General features: G+C 29.6%; 16 protein-coding genes. 11 read left to right on the plus strand and 5 right to left on the minus strand.

The window, feature by feature from the left end:
* Positions 1-8 precede the first annotated feature (8 nt).
* The gene (locus BM072_RS03605) at positions 9-734 is read left to right on the plus strand and encodes a DUF4184 family protein (protein WP_092906639.1); all 726 of its coding nucleotides are present in this window, start codon (positions 9-11) and stop codon (positions 732-734) included.
* A 72-nt stretch (positions 735-806) separates the two neighbouring features.
* Here the strand turns inward: BM072_RS03605 and mvaD are convergent, their stop codons facing one another.
* Genes mvaD through BM072_RS03620 form a run of 3 tightly spaced genes read right to left on the minus strand, consistent with a single transcriptional unit; the run spans position 807 to position 3,859 of the window.
* Positions 807-1,874, minus strand: coding sequence for a diphosphomevalonate decarboxylase (mvaD, locus tag BM072_RS03610; protein ID WP_092906641.1), 1,068 nt, complete (start codon positions 1,872-1,874; stop codon positions 807-809).
* 14 nt (positions 1,875-1,888) lie between these two features.
* On the minus strand, positions 1,889-2,890 hold the full coding sequence (locus tag BM072_RS03615) for an NAD-dependent epimerase/dehydratase family protein (protein ID WP_092906643.1): 1,002 nt from the start codon (positions 2,888-2,890) through the stop codon (positions 1,889-1,891).
* A 6-nt stretch (positions 2,891-2,896) separates the two neighbouring features.
* Positions 2,897-3,859, minus strand: coding sequence for a CorA family divalent cation transporter (locus BM072_RS03620; protein ID WP_245752046.1), 963 nt, complete (start codon positions 3,857-3,859; stop codon positions 2,897-2,899).
* Positions 3,860-3,933: 74 nt separating this feature from the next.
* Here BM072_RS03620 and tyrS point away from each other — a divergent pair, with 74 nt between their 5' ends.
* The 9 genes from tyrS (at position 3,934) to BM072_RS15465 (ending at position 11,897) form a co-directional block, all read left to right on the plus strand.
* Entirely contained in the window at positions 3,934-5,229 is a 1,296-nt protein-coding gene (gene tyrS, locus BM072_RS03625) for a tyrosine--tRNA ligase (RefSeq protein ID WP_092906645.1), read from the plus strand.
* Positions 5,230-5,476: 247 nt separating this feature from the next.
* Positions 5,477-5,632, plus strand: a complete 156-nt coding sequence (locus BM072_RS15460; RefSeq protein WP_177190248.1) for a hypothetical protein — start codon at positions 5,477-5,479, stop codon at positions 5,630-5,632.
* A gap of 148 nt (positions 5,633-5,780) precedes the next feature.
* A complete protein-coding gene (locus BM072_RS03630; RefSeq protein ID WP_092906647.1) occupies positions 5,781-7,976 on the plus strand; it encodes a peptidase domain-containing ABC transporter in 2,196 nt (731 codons plus the stop codon).
* Between the two features lie 55 nt (positions 7,977-8,031).
* The gene (locus tag BM072_RS03635) at positions 8,032-8,220 is read left to right on the plus strand and encodes a hypothetical protein (protein WP_092906649.1); all 189 of its coding nucleotides are present in this window, start codon (positions 8,032-8,034) and stop codon (positions 8,218-8,220) included.
* A gap of 14 nt (positions 8,221-8,234) precedes the next feature.
* Positions 8,235-8,432 (plus strand): hypothetical protein, encoded by a 198-nt coding sequence (locus tag BM072_RS03640; RefSeq protein ID WP_092906651.1) that lies wholly within the window; start codon positions 8,235-8,237, stop codon positions 8,430-8,432.
* A gap of 142 nt (positions 8,433-8,574) precedes the next feature.
* On the plus strand, positions 8,575-10,098 hold the full coding sequence (locus tag BM072_RS03645; protein ID WP_092906653.1) for a vitamin K epoxide reductase family protein: 1,524 nt from the start codon (positions 8,575-8,577) through the stop codon (positions 10,096-10,098).
* A gap of 38 nt (positions 10,099-10,136) precedes the next feature.
* Positions 10,137-10,334 (plus strand): hypothetical protein, encoded by a 198-nt coding sequence (locus tag BM072_RS03650; RefSeq protein ID WP_092906655.1) that lies wholly within the window; start codon positions 10,137-10,139, stop codon positions 10,332-10,334.
* A 76-nt stretch (positions 10,335-10,410) separates the two neighbouring features.
* The gene (locus BM072_RS03655; protein ID WP_092906657.1) at positions 10,411-11,700 is read left to right on the plus strand and encodes an HlyD family secretion protein; all 1,290 of its coding nucleotides are present in this window, start codon (positions 10,411-10,413) and stop codon (positions 11,698-11,700) included.
* Positions 11,701-11,738: 38 nt separating this feature from the next.
* Positions 11,739-11,897, plus strand: a complete 159-nt coding sequence (locus BM072_RS15465; RefSeq protein WP_177190249.1) for a hypothetical protein — start codon at positions 11,739-11,741, stop codon at positions 11,895-11,897.
* A 46-nt stretch (positions 11,898-11,943) separates the two neighbouring features.
* Here the strand turns inward: BM072_RS15465 and trpA are convergent, their stop codons facing one another.
* Together trpA and BM072_RS03665 are read right to left on the minus strand one after the other, a co-directional pair.
* The gene (gene trpA / locus BM072_RS03660; RefSeq protein ID WP_092906659.1) at positions 11,944-12,711 is read right to left on the minus strand and encodes a tryptophan synthase subunit alpha; all 768 of its coding nucleotides are present in this window, start codon (positions 12,709-12,711) and stop codon (positions 11,944-11,946) included.
* Position 12,712: 1 nt separating this feature from the next.
* Positions 12,713-13,918, minus strand: a complete 1,206-nt coding sequence (locus tag BM072_RS03665) for an endonuclease/exonuclease/phosphatase family protein (RefSeq protein ID WP_092906661.1) — start codon at positions 13,916-13,918, stop codon at positions 12,713-12,715.
* 78 nt (positions 13,919-13,996) lie between these two features.
* Between BM072_RS03665 and BM072_RS03670 the strand changes: the two genes are divergently transcribed.
* Positions 13,997-16,804 (plus strand): peptidase associated domain and porin domain-containing protein, encoded by a 2,808-nt coding sequence (locus BM072_RS03670; RefSeq protein WP_092906663.1) that lies wholly within the window; start codon positions 13,997-13,999, stop codon positions 16,802-16,804.

Raw genomic sequence — 16,804 nt, forward strand, 5'->3', positions numbered from 1 at the left:
CCCAATTTATGCCACTAACTTTTTGTCATCCAGCAATTATTTTACCTTTAAAAAAACTTAAACCAAACTGGTTTTCTATGACTGGTTTGATTGTAGGTTCGATGTCGCCAGATTTAGAATATTTTTCTCGAATGAAAATTGAAGCAACTCACAGTCATTTATTTTGGGGTGTTTTGTATTTTGATTTACCAATTGCGCTGATTTATTGTTTTATATTTCATCTTTTTATTCGCAATATTTTAATACAACATTTGCCAAATTATTTTAAAAAAAGATTTGTTTCTTTTTTAGATTTTGATTGGATAAATTATTTCAAATCGCATTGGTTCATTGTTATTTTGTCTATACTAATTGGAGGTTATTCACATTTATTTTGGGATGCTTTTACGCACGATACGGGATTTTTTGTACAACTAATTCCATCTTTAAATCAAATTTGGTTTACTTGGCCAATCGAAATAAAAGGTTATAAATTTCTTCAACATTTTAGTTCATTAATTGGTGGATTATTTATATTAGTTTGGATAAATTATCTTCCGAAAGAAAATATTTTACCTTCAGAATTTGATATTGCTTTTTGGATAAAAATAGTTGCATTAACATTATTTATTTCAATCTTTCGATTTTTATTTTTTCCAATAGACATTGTTTTAGGAAATATAATTGTGGTAATTGGAATGAGTGGTTTTATTAGTTTGATGATTTTCGGAATGATAGAAAAAGTGAGAAAATAAATTGAATAAAAAATGTCATTCCAAGAAAATAATTTCTTTAGAATGACATTGTATTTTAAGTTTTTAATTTTCCTAAAAACTAACTTTATCTTTTATATAATTTCCGTTTTGACAGAATTGTTTCAATTCATTTTCAATGAAAACCTCAATCTCTTTTGCATCTTGTTCTGGATATAATAAATGGACATTTGCACCAGCATCTAACGTAAAATAAAGATGTTTTCCCGTTTCACGACGAAATTCCCATAGTTTTTCCAAAGCTGCAACGGTGTTCGGTTTCATCAAAATAAATGCAGGATTAGACATCATCATCATCGCGTGTAACGTCAATGCTTCATGCTCTACCAATTCTCCAAACGCTTTTATGTCGCCACTTTTTAAAATAGGAAGCAATGTTTTTAGATTATCATTGGCTTCTACAAATCGTCTTTCTGCATAAGGATGACCATTCATCAAATTGTGACCAACGGTTGATGAAACAGATTTTTGACCTTCGTGAATCAATAAAATTGTATCATGAAAAGTTTTGAAAATATCATCAATTTCTGCATCAGGATATTTTGTTCCATATAAATCTGAACTTCCCGAAATAAAATCATTTTCGCCCCATTCTACCAAACCTTTATAAACCGAACGACAAGCACTTCCTGAGCCTAAACGGGCTAAAAAAGAAGCCTTTTTTAAGGCATTTTCTTCTGATAAATTTGCGCCTAATAAATTCTCGATTTGTACTAAACACAAAGCCATCGCGCTCATTCCAGATGCAGAAGATGCAATTCCAGAGCTGTGCGGAAAAGAATTATGTGTATGAACTTCGAATTTGAAATGATTTAAGAATGGAATATAAGCTGTAATTCGTTCAAAAAAAGTAATGATTTTTGGTGCAAAACTTTCTTTAAATTCGCCTTCTAAATAAACTTCAACTTCAAAGTTTTCTGTTGTTTTTGGCGAAAATTTCAACTCAGTTTCCGTAAAACTATTGGTCAATGTATAACTAATAGAACTATTTGTCGGAATTTGATTTTTCTTTTTTCCCCAATATTTTACCAAAGCAATATTTGAAGGACTTTTTGCTGAAACGCTACCCGAATTTAATTCGAAAGTGCTGTCCGAAAGTGTTGAAATGAATTGTTGTTCCATAAAACAAAAGTAAACTATTTTGTAGAAATCTGTTTTTGATAATGTGAATAATGATAATCAATCGCATCATTTATCGATATAAAATCATAATCCAGTAGATTTTTGATTTTAGAATTATCATATTCGACAAAAGATGTTAACGAATAATAATTGGCTTTGCTCATATATTGTCCGCCAAAAATTCGGTTAATAATTGATAAGCCTTTGATTAATTTTAAGCTAGAGTTAGAAATAGATTTTAGTTTGATATTATTTTTTACTGCAACCAAATTCAAAACGTCTTTGTATGATTTATTTTCGGCAACTAAAATAAATTTTTGATTGTATGTTTTTTGCTCAACCAACGTCAATAAAATAGTAATAACATCGCGAATATCAATAAAACCAGTTCCACCAGATGGCGAATATTTATTGATAAAAGAATCTTGATAAAATAAACGTTCGCTTTCTCGTTTTCCGTCCAACGAACCGATAATTACACCAGGATTAATTATGATAATTTTGATGCCTTCTTGCGAAGCACGCCAAACATCCATCTCTGCTCTAAATTTAGAAATTGCATAAGACGAATGCGTTAAACTATTATTCCAACCCGAGCGTTCATCAATTTTTTTGGTTGCAGGATTTATATCATCCATAGAAGCAATAGACCCAATAAAGAAAAATTCTTTTACTTGACTATCAATCGTTTCATTTACCAAAGCCTCTGTACCATTGATATTGGTTTGCAGAATTTGCTCTTGCTGGCGTTCATCAAACGATACAAATGCAGCTGTGTGATAAATTGTTTCTATACCTTTTAATAATTCGGGAAGTTCTGTTACATCTAACAAATCGCCGTCAATCCAATGAATAAATTGATAAAATTGTGAAGCATTTTTCTGAGTAAAAAAATCTTCGACAGCTTTTGTATTCGATGTTTTTCGTTTCAAAGCACGAATAGGTTGCTGCTTTTTAGCTAACTCAACTAATAAATGACACCCAACTAAACCTGTTCCTCCTGTAACGAAAATCATACTGAATTAAATATATTTCTTTTTCTTGAACCAAAAGTAGATAAAAATAACAATTATTAGCATGATAAGTAAACAAATTGGATAACCTAATTTGTGATTTAACTCGGGCATGTAATCGAAATTCATTCCGTAAATACCTGCTAAAAAGGTAAGTGGTAAGAAAAAGGCAGAAAAAACGGTTAAAGTTTGCATTATCTCGTTAGATTTCTGGCTATTTAATGATAAATAAACAGTTAGCAAGTTTTGTACATCGTCTACAATTTGCGAATGTAAATGCAACATTTTAACATTTTCTTCCATCAAATCTTGCGAAGAACTTGTGCGTTTGTTGTCTAAGCGATATTCTTTAAGCGCTTCTAACGTATAATCTAAGATTTTTTTACACGCTGTTGCTTCTCGTTTAATTTTATATAAACTCGGAATTTTAATTTTACGATAATCATCTGTAAAAATTAAATGTTCAAGCGCATCAATTTCCTCATCCATTTTAATCGCAGGTTCTTCGTACGTTTTGATTGTTTCGGAAACAATTCGATACAAAATTCCTTTGATGGTTACTTTTGATGGTTCGACGTGTTGAATGTATTTTTTTTGAACTAAATCAAATATATCTGTTTCTTTTTGATGAACGGTAATGATGAAATTTGCACCAACATAAATACTGATTTTATGACTAAATTCTCGAACTGTATTTTTTAACATTCTATGTTCTTTGTCAAAAAAACGAACCAATAGAAATGAAATGTTTTCGTCATCCGATTCGTATTTTGGTAAATGACCAGGCTCTAAACTGTCATCAATCGTTAGTTTTTGAAAACAATATTGCGAAGCAACTTCATTCAATTCTTGCTTTGTTGGATTCTGAATATTAATCCATTTGAATTTATCTGTTTCGAAAAGTATTTGCATTAGTAGTAATAATTGGTATTTGTCAATAAATATATTGATTTTGTTTTTATTTATTTTCATCATTTGTAATCAATCTAAAAATCATAACTTTGCAACTTATAAATTTTTAGATAAAATAATACACAATAAATACTATGAATCCATTAATTGAAGAACTTACTTGGAGAGGGCTTGTACATAACATAATGCCAGGAACTGAAGAACAATTGAGTAAAGAAATGACTTCTGGTTATGTAGGCTTTGATCCAACTGCAGACTCTCTTCATGTGGGTAGTTTGGTGCCAATTTTTTTGTTAGTTCATTTACAACGTCACGGACATCGTCCAATCGCATTAGTAGGTGGAGCAACAGGTTTTATTGGAGATCCAACAGGAAAAGCTGCTGAAAGAAGTTTGTTAGACGAAGAAACATTAAATAAATATGTTGCTGGAATTAAAGCGCAATTATCTCGTTTCTTAGATTTTGATTCAAATAATGGAAATTCGGCTGTTTTAGTAAATAATTATGATTGGATGAAAAACTTTTCGTTCATCGATTTTGCGCGTAATGTAGGAAAACACATTACTGTAAATTATATGATGTCGAAAGACTCAGTAAAAAGCCGTTTATCATCAGAATCTAACGTTGGAATGTCTTTTACAGAGTTTACTTACCAATTAATTCAAGGATACGATTTCCTGCATTTATACCAACAATACGGTGCAAAATTGCAAATGGGTGGTTCTGATCAATGGGGTAATATTACTACAGGAACAGAATTAATTCGTCGTATTGGTGGAGGTGAAGGTTTTGCTTTTACATGTCCATTAACAACAAAAGCAGACGGTACAAAATTCGGAAAATCGGAAGGTGGAGAAAATATTTGGTTAGACAAAAAGAGAACATCTCCTTATAAATTTTACCAATTTTGGTTAAACCAAGCAGATAGCGATGCAGAACGTTACATCAGAATTTATACTTTTTTAGAAAAAGAAGCAATTGATGATTTGATTGAGCGTCACCGTCAAGAACCACATTTGCGCGAATTACAACGTAAATTAGCAACCGAAATTACAATTTTAGTACACGGTGTTGAGGATTTGCATAAAGCAGAAAAAGCATCGCAAGTATTATTCGGAAAATCAACTTCAGAAGATTTAAAAGAATTAGATGGAGATACATTTTTATCAGTTTTTGAAGGTGTTCCGCAAGCTACAATTTCAAAAGAAGACATAGAAGCTGGTTTAAATATTGTAGAAGCTTTAGCTGAAAAAACAAGTTTCTTAAAATCTAATTCAGAAGCTCGTCGCGAATTAAAAGCGAATGCAATGTCTGTTAACAAAGAAAAAATTGGAGAAGATTTTGTCTTAACAACAGAAAATTTAATTGCAGACAAATATGTGTTATTGCAAAAAGGTAAAAAGAACTATTTTATTCTGATTGTAGAATAATTAGTTTAGATGTGTTTAGTCTTTAGTGAGTTAACTGTTTTTGCTAAAAATATTGATCCAGAAAGTTTTAATTTTCTGGATTTTTTTGTGTTTTATTCTCAAAATTCACATTTAATATTTTTATGAAGTCCTCTTTTAATGCGATGTGTCTGCTTATTTTACTCTTAAATAGTTATTTACGTTTATATTTATTGTTTTTATATTAAATATTTTTTTAACTTTATTTAAATCAAAAACATATAAAAAAATGAAAAATTTACAAAAATTTGAAGTGAGTAAGGAAGCTCAAAAATTAATTAAAGGAGGAAGTATGGAAATGGCTCCGAATGAGATTTGTTGTGAGATGAGTAGTAATGGATTGTATTGTATTAGACCAATACCTAATAACAAAAGATGTTGGTAATCACAATTTCTTTTCATAAAAAAACCTTTTGTACTGTACAAAAGGTTTTTTTATGAACTAATTGATTTTAAGAAGATATTTATTTGACCTTATGTTATATTGTATTCATTATATTTTTATTAGATTAGAGAAATATTTTTTTATATAAATGAAATTTCCTAACTATAAACAGCCTGATCTAAAAGATTGTGGTCCTACTTGTATTAAAATTATTGCTAAATATTATGGAAAATCGATTTCGTTACAATCAATTCGTAATATCTCTGAAACAACTCGAGAAGGAAGTAGTTTATTAGGTTTAAGTGATGCTGCCGAACAAATAGGATTTAGAACAATTGGGGTAAAAATAAGTTACAATATTTTAAAAAATGAAGTTCCTTTTCCATGTATTGTGCATTGGAATAATTCACATTTTATTGTAGTTTATAAAATTAAGAACGATAAAATTTATGTATCAGATCCGTCTTATGGATTGATAACTTACACTTCTCAAGAATTTATTAGAAACTGGATAGGGAATAACTCGACCGAGGAAACCGAAGATGGCGTTGCTTTATTGTTAGAGCCAACACCAAATTTAAAGGATTTTAATACAGATGAAGAAATTGATAAAAAAAGTTTTTCTTATATCTTTAAATATTTGTTACGCTATAGACAATTATTTCTTCAGCTAGTTTTAGGGCTTCTGTGTGGAAGTTTAATTTCCTTAATTTTACCTTTTCTTACTCAAAGTATAGTTGATGTTGGGATTCAAAATAGTGATCTAAACTTTATTTATTTAGTATTATTTGGACAAATTGCTCTATTTATAGGAAGAACATCTATAGAAGTTATTCGTAGTTTTATTTTACTACATCTTAGTATAAGAATTAGTATTTCTCTTGTCTCCGACTTTTTTATTAAATTAATGAAACTTCCTATTGGTTTTTTTGATACAAGAATGACGGGAGATATTATGCAACGTATCAATGATCATAATCGAATCGAGAAATTATTAACCAATTCTACGCTAGACACGTTATTCTCTTTGGTTAATATTGTGGTATTTAGTTCTGTACTTATTTATTATGATTGGAGGATTTTTGCCATCTTTTTTATAGGAAGTATAGCTTACATTATTTGGATTTTATTCTTTCTGAAAAAGAGACGAGAGTTGGATTATAAGCAGTTTTCTACAGTTGCAGAAGAGCAAAGTAAGATTATTGAATTAGTTAGTGGAATGCAAGAGATAAAGCTTAACAATGCCGAAAAACAAAAAAGATGGAATTGGGAATTTGTTCAAATTAAATTATTCAAAATCAGTATAAAATCTTTAACGCTTGAGCAAACACAATCTGTAGGGTCTAGTTTTATTAATCAATTAAAAGATATCTTGATTTCTTTTATGGCAGCTAGCCTAGTTATTAAAGGAGATATTACTTTGGGAATGATGTTGTCTATTCAATATATTATCGGACAATTAAGTAGTCCTTTAACGCAAATGGTTAGTTTTATACAACAAGTTCAGAATGCTAAGATTAGTCTTGAACGATTAGCCGAAATTCATGATAAAGCGGATGAAGAACCAGATACTAAATCCTTTGTAAATTCATTTAAATCCGAAGGATTTTCCTTTAAAAATATGTCATTTAGATATGTTGGTTCGGATATAAATACATTGAATGAGCTAAACCTTACTATTCCCGAAAATAAAATAACAGCCATTGTTGGATCTAGTGGAAGTGGAAAAACAACATTACTTAAAATCTTAATGAAATTTTACCCGCCCAATGAAGGTCATATTTATTTAGGAAGTCATAATCTAGATAATATATCACACCAAGCTTTAAGAGCAAAGTGTGGTATTGTAATGCAAGAAGGATATGTTTTTAATGATACTATCGCAAATAATATTGCTGTAGGCAATGACTCGGTTGACTTTGAAGCTTTAGAAAAAGCTGTTGAAATAGCAAATATTAATGATTATATAAAAGATCTTCCATTAGGATATAATACAAAAATAGGAAACGAAGGAATAGGAATTAGTGGAGGACAAAAACAACGATTAATGATTGCTAGGGCAGTATACAAAAATCCTGATTATATCTTTTTTGATGAAGCAACTTCTTCTTTAGATGCAAATAATGAAAAAATTATTATGAATAATTTAAATAAATTTTTTAAAGGAAAAACTGTCGTTATTATAGCACATAGATTAAGTACTGTAAAAAATGCAGATAAAATAATTGTGATGGAGAAAGGGCGTGTTTTAGAAGAAGGCACCCATCAAGAATTAATTAATAATAAAAATGCATATTTTAATCTTGTAAAAAATCAATTAGATTTGGATAAGTTAGACAATTAATTTTGAATATTTTAAAAAAAACACTACATTAGTTAAGAATCAAAAATATAAAAAAATGAAAAACTTAGAAAAATTTCAAATTAAGAAGGAAAATCAAAAAAACATCAAAGGAGGTTCAGCACCTATTTGTGATTATGAGAATGGATTTGTGACTTGTCTCTTACCAAAAGTAGAAGGATCAGGTTCAAATTTCAAATGTTTATTAGAAATTGATTGTATAAGACAAGGTGGAAGTCCTGCATAATATAAAAAAAAATTATGAAAGATCTTAAAAAATTCCAAATTGAAAAGGAAAATCAAAAATTAATTAAAGGAGGTAATTTTAAACCTCCCGTAAATGGAGAGTGTCCATCTGGTTGGTATTTATGTCCTGCTAATGATTTATGCGTTTTTGATAATGGAGGAAGTGACCCTATAACTCCTGATCATCCTTATTATAAAAAATGTTTTGGCTAATACGCATAAAACAAAATTTTAAAATCAAAAGGCTGTTTTTTTACTATGAAGAAAAACAGCCTTTTGTCTTTTTATGAAAATATTCTTTTTTTAACTTAAATATTATATCTAATTATTTAAAAGATTAAATATAACACTGAATATGAAAAACACGGATTACCATTTTTACCATTTTTTAAAAGATAATAATTATCCAATAACCTACGAGGATTTTTCAAAAAATATAAACTCACACCCAGATTATCCAAGTTTATTAGCTTATAGCGAAACATTTTCTTATTTAGGAGTAGAAAATTTAGCTGCTCAAGTACCCAAGGAAGAATACGAAAATATTCCTGATACATTTATTGCTTTAATTAAAGAAAGTAATGACAATAAATTTGTCTACGTAAAAAAGAAATCTAAAAACTCGGTAGAAGTATATTCTAATAAAACAAAATCAAATTATTCTCTTGATCAATTTTTTAGTTTATGGGATGGAGTTATTCTTGCGATAGACGAAAATGAAGCAGTAATAGAGAAGAAAACAAATACAGTAAAAAAGACCATATATTGGATCATAAGCATCGTTTTTTTATTAATATTAATTCTAAATAATTATTCTTGGTTATCTATTCTTAGTATTTTTTTATCAATATTGGGTTTTGTTTTCGCATTATTAACATCAAGAGAAGAGTTAGGTTTTGAAGATGATCAAGTTCAGAAAATATGTAATTCTAGTGAAAACAGTAGCTGTAATGAGGTTATAAAATCTGCAGGAGGAAAAATCATTAATTCTTTTTCATTAAGCGATTTAGCTTTGGCTTATTTTGGATCAAGTTTTTTGCTAAATATGTTTATTTCAGACTTTTATTTATCTTTCTCGTTATTAATTTTATCAATACTCTCTGTTTTTGTAATTGGCTACTCATTATATTATCAAAAATTTACTGTTAAACGTTGGTGTTTTCTGTGTCTTGGTATTGTTTCGGTACTATTTGTACAATGTATAATCTCATTTTTATCTTATAACAATAACTTTATCTATCTACCATTTATACTTTTTGGCTTTCTTTTTTTAGTATTATTAAGTAGTTGGTCTTTGGTTAAAGTTTTTATTACTAGGTTTTTTGAATTGAGAAAAATAGAAGTAGATTTTCTTAAATTAAAAAGAAATAAAAAAATATTTGATGCATTGTTAACTACAAGCGAATCTGTTATAATTGATAATAATATTAATACTATAAAAAAATCACCTAATTCTGATATTATAGGAATTCTAAGCCCTTCTTGTGGATTTTGTAAAAAAGCATTTTTTAATTATAAAGAGTTAATTGATAAAAATGTAGAAGTTAATTTGATGTTTAATATAAACCCAGATAATCCTGATAATAAATATTTAAAAGTATGTTACTTTATAATTAACGAGTTTAATTTAAAAGGATATTCACATACAATTCAATTATTAGAAAGTTGGTATAAATCATCATTCGAAATAGACTCTTGGTTAAAAGAGAAAAATTATGATGCAGAAAATATAGATACGGAAAAAGTATATAATCAATTAAAAGAGATGTTTGTTTGGTGTCAAGATAATACAATAAATTATACACCAGCTACTATATTTAAAGATAAAATTTATTCAACTGACTTAGATATTTCTGATCTTAAATTTTTTATTGGATAATTTTTACTACTTTCATACAAACCATTAAAAATAAAAATATGTTAAAAAATTTAGAAAAATTAAAAGGATTAAAAAAATTAAATTCGAAAGAATTAAAAACAATTAAAGGAGGTGGTAGCAACGATTTAAATTGTTTTATTTATAATGATACAGAAGTTTGCTGTTTAAAAGGGTGGGGAGGAGGAGATCCTTGTTCTTCTCCTTTATGCGATGTTTCTGCAGACACATGTTCATAAAAACATGTTAATAAACTTCTAAATAAAAGGATTTATGAGGTTATAAACCTGATAAATTATAAGAACTTGAGACCAAATGCCAGACTTAGAAAACGAAAAATTAAGATCTGATAATGTACAAGAAATTCTCTCTAATCCCCCTTCTTGGATTATCCGATGGGGGATTAGTATTGTATTCTTAGTTTTATTATTAGTTCTTACCTTGTCATATATTATAAAATATCCTGATTTTATATCAGCTAGAATAGAAATAACCAGTCAAAACCCTCCAGAAAAAATAGAAACTCGTATTTCAGGAAAAATAGAACAGGTTTATGTAAATAATCAAGATTTGGTTCATAAAGATCAAATCATTGCATCAATTCAATCAACAGCCAACGTAAAAGACGTATTATCATTAAAACAATATTTAGAGAATATTGTTTTAGATGAAGCTTTTGTTTTAGACCGAAATAAACTTTCTAAATATAAATTAGGCGAAATTCAGTCTTCATATACTGCTTTTGAAAAAGCCTATTTGGATTATAGTATTCTCAGAAATTTACAACCCTATTCTGTCGATAAAATGTCTAATAATAAAGCAATAGACGAGTTAAATGCTCAAATAAAAACGTATGAATTACAAAGAAATGTAGAAGTCGCAAAGTATAAGCTAGAAGAAAAAAGTTTTATGCGAACAAAGCAGCTTTTTGATGATGGTGTTATTTCTCAAAATGAATTAGAGACTAAACGTATCCAATATTTACAAGCAGAGCAAAGCTTAAAAGCATTAGATATTACACTTTCTCAATTAAAACAAAGTAAAAACTCGTCTTATTATACCGGACAAAGTGTAAATATTGATGAACAAAAAGATAAAATTAATCTAAAATCAACAATGGATCAGTCTTATTATCAATTGATAAAAGAGATTATGGATTTAGAACAGTTATACTTTATAAAGTCATCTATAGATGGAAAAGTTAGTTTTCAAAAATATTGGGGGAATAATCAATTTATTAAATATGGAGAAGTTATTTGTACAATTTTTCCTTCTGGAGAAAAAAAATTATTAGGAAAACTAATTGTTCCTGCTACAAATACAGGAAAAATAAAACCAGGGCAAAAAGTTCTTATAAAATTAGACAATTATTTATATCAACAATTTGGAATAATTTATGGGAAAGTCCGTAATATATCATTGTCTCCAGATTCTGAAGGTAATTACTATATAGAGGTAGAACTTCCTAATAGATTAATTACGTCTTACAAAAAAGAAATTCCCTTTGATAAAGAATTACAAGGTTCTGCCGAAATTGTAACCGAGGATTTAAGATTAATAGAACGTTTTTTCTATCAATTTAGAGAAGTTTTTAAATATCAATAAATTTTGTATATTAGTATTATTGTGAAAATCAAACTATTATGGATAATTTAGAAAAATTTCAAATTAAAAAGGAAAACCAAAAAAAAATTAAAGGAGGTTCTATAAGAGATACTCCTTGTAAAGCAGGCGAAGAAGAAAATTCTGAAGGCTATTGTGTGCCTATTGATTATGATGCATTTTATCCTGTTACAGATTAATAAAAAAGCAAGCCAATTGGCTTGCTTTTTTATTGACTGTAATTTTTTATCTCAATTCTGAAATATAATTTTTTATTGATTCAGAAAGATTACCATTAGAATTTTCTAAAACACGTAAAAATGCACTTCCTATAATTGCACCGTTGGCAAAATTCCATCCTTTTTCTACATCTTCTTTCGTTGATATTCCAAATCCAATTTGATGAGGTTTTGTTAAACCTAAACTTTTTACTTTCGATAAAAATTCTTCGTTATAATTAGATTCTGTTGCGCCAGTTGTTGCTGAACTCGAAACAATATAAACAAAACCAGTTGTGGCATCGTTTATTTCTTTGATTCGTGTTTCTGTTGTTAAAGGCGTGATTAAAAATGTTACTTTTTGGTCATATTTTTCAAAAACGTCTTTGTGTTGTGCTAAGTAAATATCATACGGCATATCAGGTAAAATTAATCCTGAAACTCCACTTTCTTGGCAATTTTGTAAGAATTTTTCTAAACCAAAAGTCATCACTTGGTTGTAATATCCCATCAAAACAATTGGCGCAGTAATTTCATCTTTTACAGTGTTTAATTGCTCAAACAAAATAGCTAACGTCATACCATTTGCCAACGCTTTTTCGCTTGTCGCTTGTATTGTTGGGCCGTCTGCTAAAGGATCAGAATAAGGAATTCCAACCTCTATAATATCAACATTATTTTTATCTAATTCTCTTAAAATAACAGGGGTATCCGATAAATTCGGATACCCAGCTGTTGTGTATATTGTTAAGAGGTTATTATTTTTTTGATTGAATAATTGCTCTAGTTTGTTCATTTTATTTTGCTTCTTTTAATAAGATTGTATAAACTGGGAAGTGATCTGAATAACCGTTTGCACGGTAAGTATCGCCACTCCACATACGATTTGGATAACCTTTGTACTGTCCTTCAGTAGCTTTTAGGTAATCTTTGTTGAATATTTCTGTTTTGAATATTTTGTAAGATGAGTAATCTTTAGTTGCTGTAACCAAAGAAGCTGTCGAAATAAATTGGTCAAATAAATTCCAAGAATCGCGGTAAGCCAATGTACCAGCTCCTTTTTTGTATAACGGAATCATTGGGTCGTAAAAACCATTTGCCTCAACTTTGCCAGCTTCACCTGCTGGATTAAACGTGTTTTTGATACTTGGAGAAATTGGATCGTCATTAAAATCGCCCATTGCAATAATTTTTGCGTTTGGATTTTTAGCTTTTAAATCATCAAAAATACCTTTCATTACTTTTGCAGATTCTAAACGAGCAGGTATTGTTGCTTTTTCTCCACCACTACGAGATGGCCAGTGATTAACTAAAAATGTAATTTCTTCGCCGTCTAATAAACCTGTTACTTGTAAAATATCACGTGTGTATTTTCTGTTTCCATTTTCATCATAATTATATATGGTATGTGGTTTAGCATCGATAACTTTAAAACGAGATTTTTGGTACAGTAAACCTGTGTCAACTCCACGTGCATCAAATGAATTAAAATGCACAACACCATAATCGTACTTTTTTAACGCTTTACTATTCGCGATATCAACCATAATTGCTTTTGTTTCTATTTCGCACAAACCAACAATAACGGGAGCCGAGCCAGTAACATCAGCGCCTAATTCGCTAATTACTTTCGAGATATTATTTATTTTCTGAAAATATTTTTCAGTATTCCATTTTTTATTTCCGTTTGGTAAAAATTCGTCTTGAAGAATTAATGGACGAATAATTTTCTTACCATTAATGTTTTCGTAGGTATAAGCTTGTTTAAATTCTTCTGTTTGATACTTCGAAATATCAGCTTCCGCGATTTGAATGTGATAATTTGGATCATTAAATTTTAAAGTTCCATCAACATATCCAACTGATTTTATGGTATCAAAAATGTTTTCAACATTGTAAAAACCGACCGCAGCACTAGTGTATTTTGTTTGCGCTTTAACTGTTAATGTTAATAATAGATTAAAGATTATTAAAAAAGTTAAAGATTTATTAAAATTAAACATATGTTCTTAATTATGAATTTACTAAATTTGTTATCCTATTTTTAAAGATAGCTAATTTATAAATAAAAATTCTTTTGAATGAATAAATTATTGTTAAGTATTTCACTCTTTGCTGCAACCGTTGCTATGGCACAAACGCAGACAAAGGTAACTGGTGTAGCAAAAAATGCTGCAACAGGTGAAGAGGTGTATAACCTCACTGTACGTTTGGGTGGAGTTGTCGTAAATGATGCTGCAATCACCGATCGTATAGGTTATTTTCAGTTTGTAGATGTTCCTGATGGAGTATACAAATTGCAAATTTATGGTGTGGGCTATGATCCCTATGAAAAAGAAATCACGATAATTGGTCAAGCAGTGCTTGATTTAGGTGATATTAAATTAACTTTTAATCCAAATACAGCAGAAGTAGGTATTATTACATTAACTGATGACGAATTATCAGATGACGAAAGTACGACAGCTTCAAATTCAGGACTTTTACAATCTTCGCGCGATGTTTTTGCTCGCGTATCTGCATACGAATTAGGTTCGTATTGGTTTAAGCCAAGAGGTTTAGATAATAAATATAACGACGTAATGTTTAATGGAGTTCGAATGAACAAAATGGATAATGGTCGTGCAACTTTTAATAACTGGGGAGGTCTAAATGATGTAACCCGTCGTCCAGACGAATTAACGTATGGTATAGAGCCTTCTAATTATGCATTTGGAGATTTAGGTGGTGTTACAAATTTTGACACACGTCCATCTACAATGCGAAAAGGTGTTAGTTTAGCTTATTCTAGCACAAACCGATCATACAGAAATCGTGTAATGGCAACATACAATACAGGATTGATGAACAACGGTTGGGCATTTATGGTTTCTGGAAGTAGACGTTGGGCAGAAGAAGGTATTATAGAAGGTACTTCTTATGATGCGTATGCATACTACTTAGGAATTGAGAAAAAATTTAATGAACATCATACCTTAAACTTCACAAGTTTTGGAGCGCCAACTCGTAGAACAACGGGATCTCCAAATACACAAGAAGTAGTAGATATGAAAGGGATTTATTACAACTCTTATTGGGGCTGGCAAGATGGTGAAAAACGTAACGAACGTATCAAAAAAACATTTGAGCCTGTTAATATGTTAACGCACCATTGGAATATCAACAATAAATCAAAATTAACAACAACTTTATCTTATCAATTTGGTAAAGAAAGCGGTTCTCGTTTAGATTGGTTTAATGCAAATAATCCTTCGCCAACCTATTATGGTAATATGCCAAGTTATTATCTTTTTGATAGAGATAATATCAACGGAACACCAACTGCTTTTCAACAAGCTAATCATGATAGAGTACTTGGGCAATGGCAAAATGGAGAAATTTCTCAGTTAAATTGGGGTAAACTTTATCGTGCAAATTCTTATAGTAAAGACGGTCATGCAGTATATTGGTTAACAGCAGATGTTAACGAAGATAGAACGGCAACGGCTTACACAAATTTTCAGACAGAGTTGGCTCCAAATATTGATTTTACACTTGCAGCATCTTATCAAAATACAAGATCAAAATTGTACCGCGAAATACAAGATTTATTAGGTGCGGATTATGTTTGGAATACAGATGATTTTAACACACTTGTAGATAATGGAACTTCGCGTTATTACCGTTATAATATCTTAGATACAAGAGGTGATTCTGAAAGAGATAAAATTAGAAAAGGTGAAAAGCAAGAGTATTATTACGAAATAAACCGTGATTATGCTGATTTATATTCCCAAACTAAAGTGAAATCTAAATTATTAGACGTAACAATTGGAATGAAAGCAGCTTACACGAGTTTTTATCGTGATGGGAAATTCCAAAACGAAATGTATAAAGATAGTTCTTACGGAAAAAGTAAAACCTATGATTTTTGGGATTTTGGTGTAAAATCTAACTTTTTACTAAAATTAGATGGACGTAATTTTGTACAAGCAAATGTAATGTATCAAACAGAAGCACCAACTTCTGACGAGATTTTTCCAAATGCACGTATGAATGATGTAACTGTTGAGGGGATAGAAAGTGCTAAAATTTTCTCGAGTGATTTATCTTATGTATTACGAGCGCCGCGAATCAAAGCAAGAGCAACTGCTTTTTACACAAGAACAAAAGACGAAATAGAAAAATCTTTTGGTTATATTGATGGAACAGGTGATGAAAGTAGATTATTTGTATCGGAAGTAACAACTGGTGTAGGAAAAGAATATTTAGGAACTGAACTAGCAATAGAAGCGCAAGTTTTACCTGTGTTGACTATTTCTGCAGTTGCATCTATCGGTCAATATGTATACAAAGATAATCCAAGCTATAACTTATATTCAGATGATTACGGTGTTCAGGGTATACCATATAAAAACTTTGGAGTTGCTTATATGAAAAATTATAAAGTAGCATCTGGGCCGCAATCAGGCTTTTCTTTAAGTGCAGAATACCGTGATCCTAAATTTTGGTGGGTAGGTGTTTCTGGTAATTATTTGATGAATAATTATGTGGATCCGGCACCATATCGTAGAACATTAGGATTTCTTACAAATAGTAATGGTTCTGTTGTAGATAATGTAACAGAAGAAGGTTTGAGAGAAGTTTTGAAACAAGAAAAATTTAGTGACGAGTTTATGTTAAATGTTAACCTAGGAAAAACATTCCGTATTGGTAAATATTCTGCAGGAATTTCAGGTACAGTTAACAATGTATTAAACAATAAAAATTACGTTACGGGAGGATTCGAACAAATGCGAATAGGTAATTACAGTAATGCAATTGATAAAAATTATCAACGCATGTTTGGTCCTAAAATGTTTTATGGCATGGGAACAACTTACTTTGCAAATGTTTACTTCAGATTCTAA

Source organism: Algoriella xinjiangensis, assembly GCF_900115015.1.
In the GTDB taxonomy this organism is placed as follows: domain Bacteria; phylum Bacteroidota; class Bacteroidia; order Flavobacteriales; family Weeksellaceae; genus Empedobacter; species Empedobacter xinjiangensis.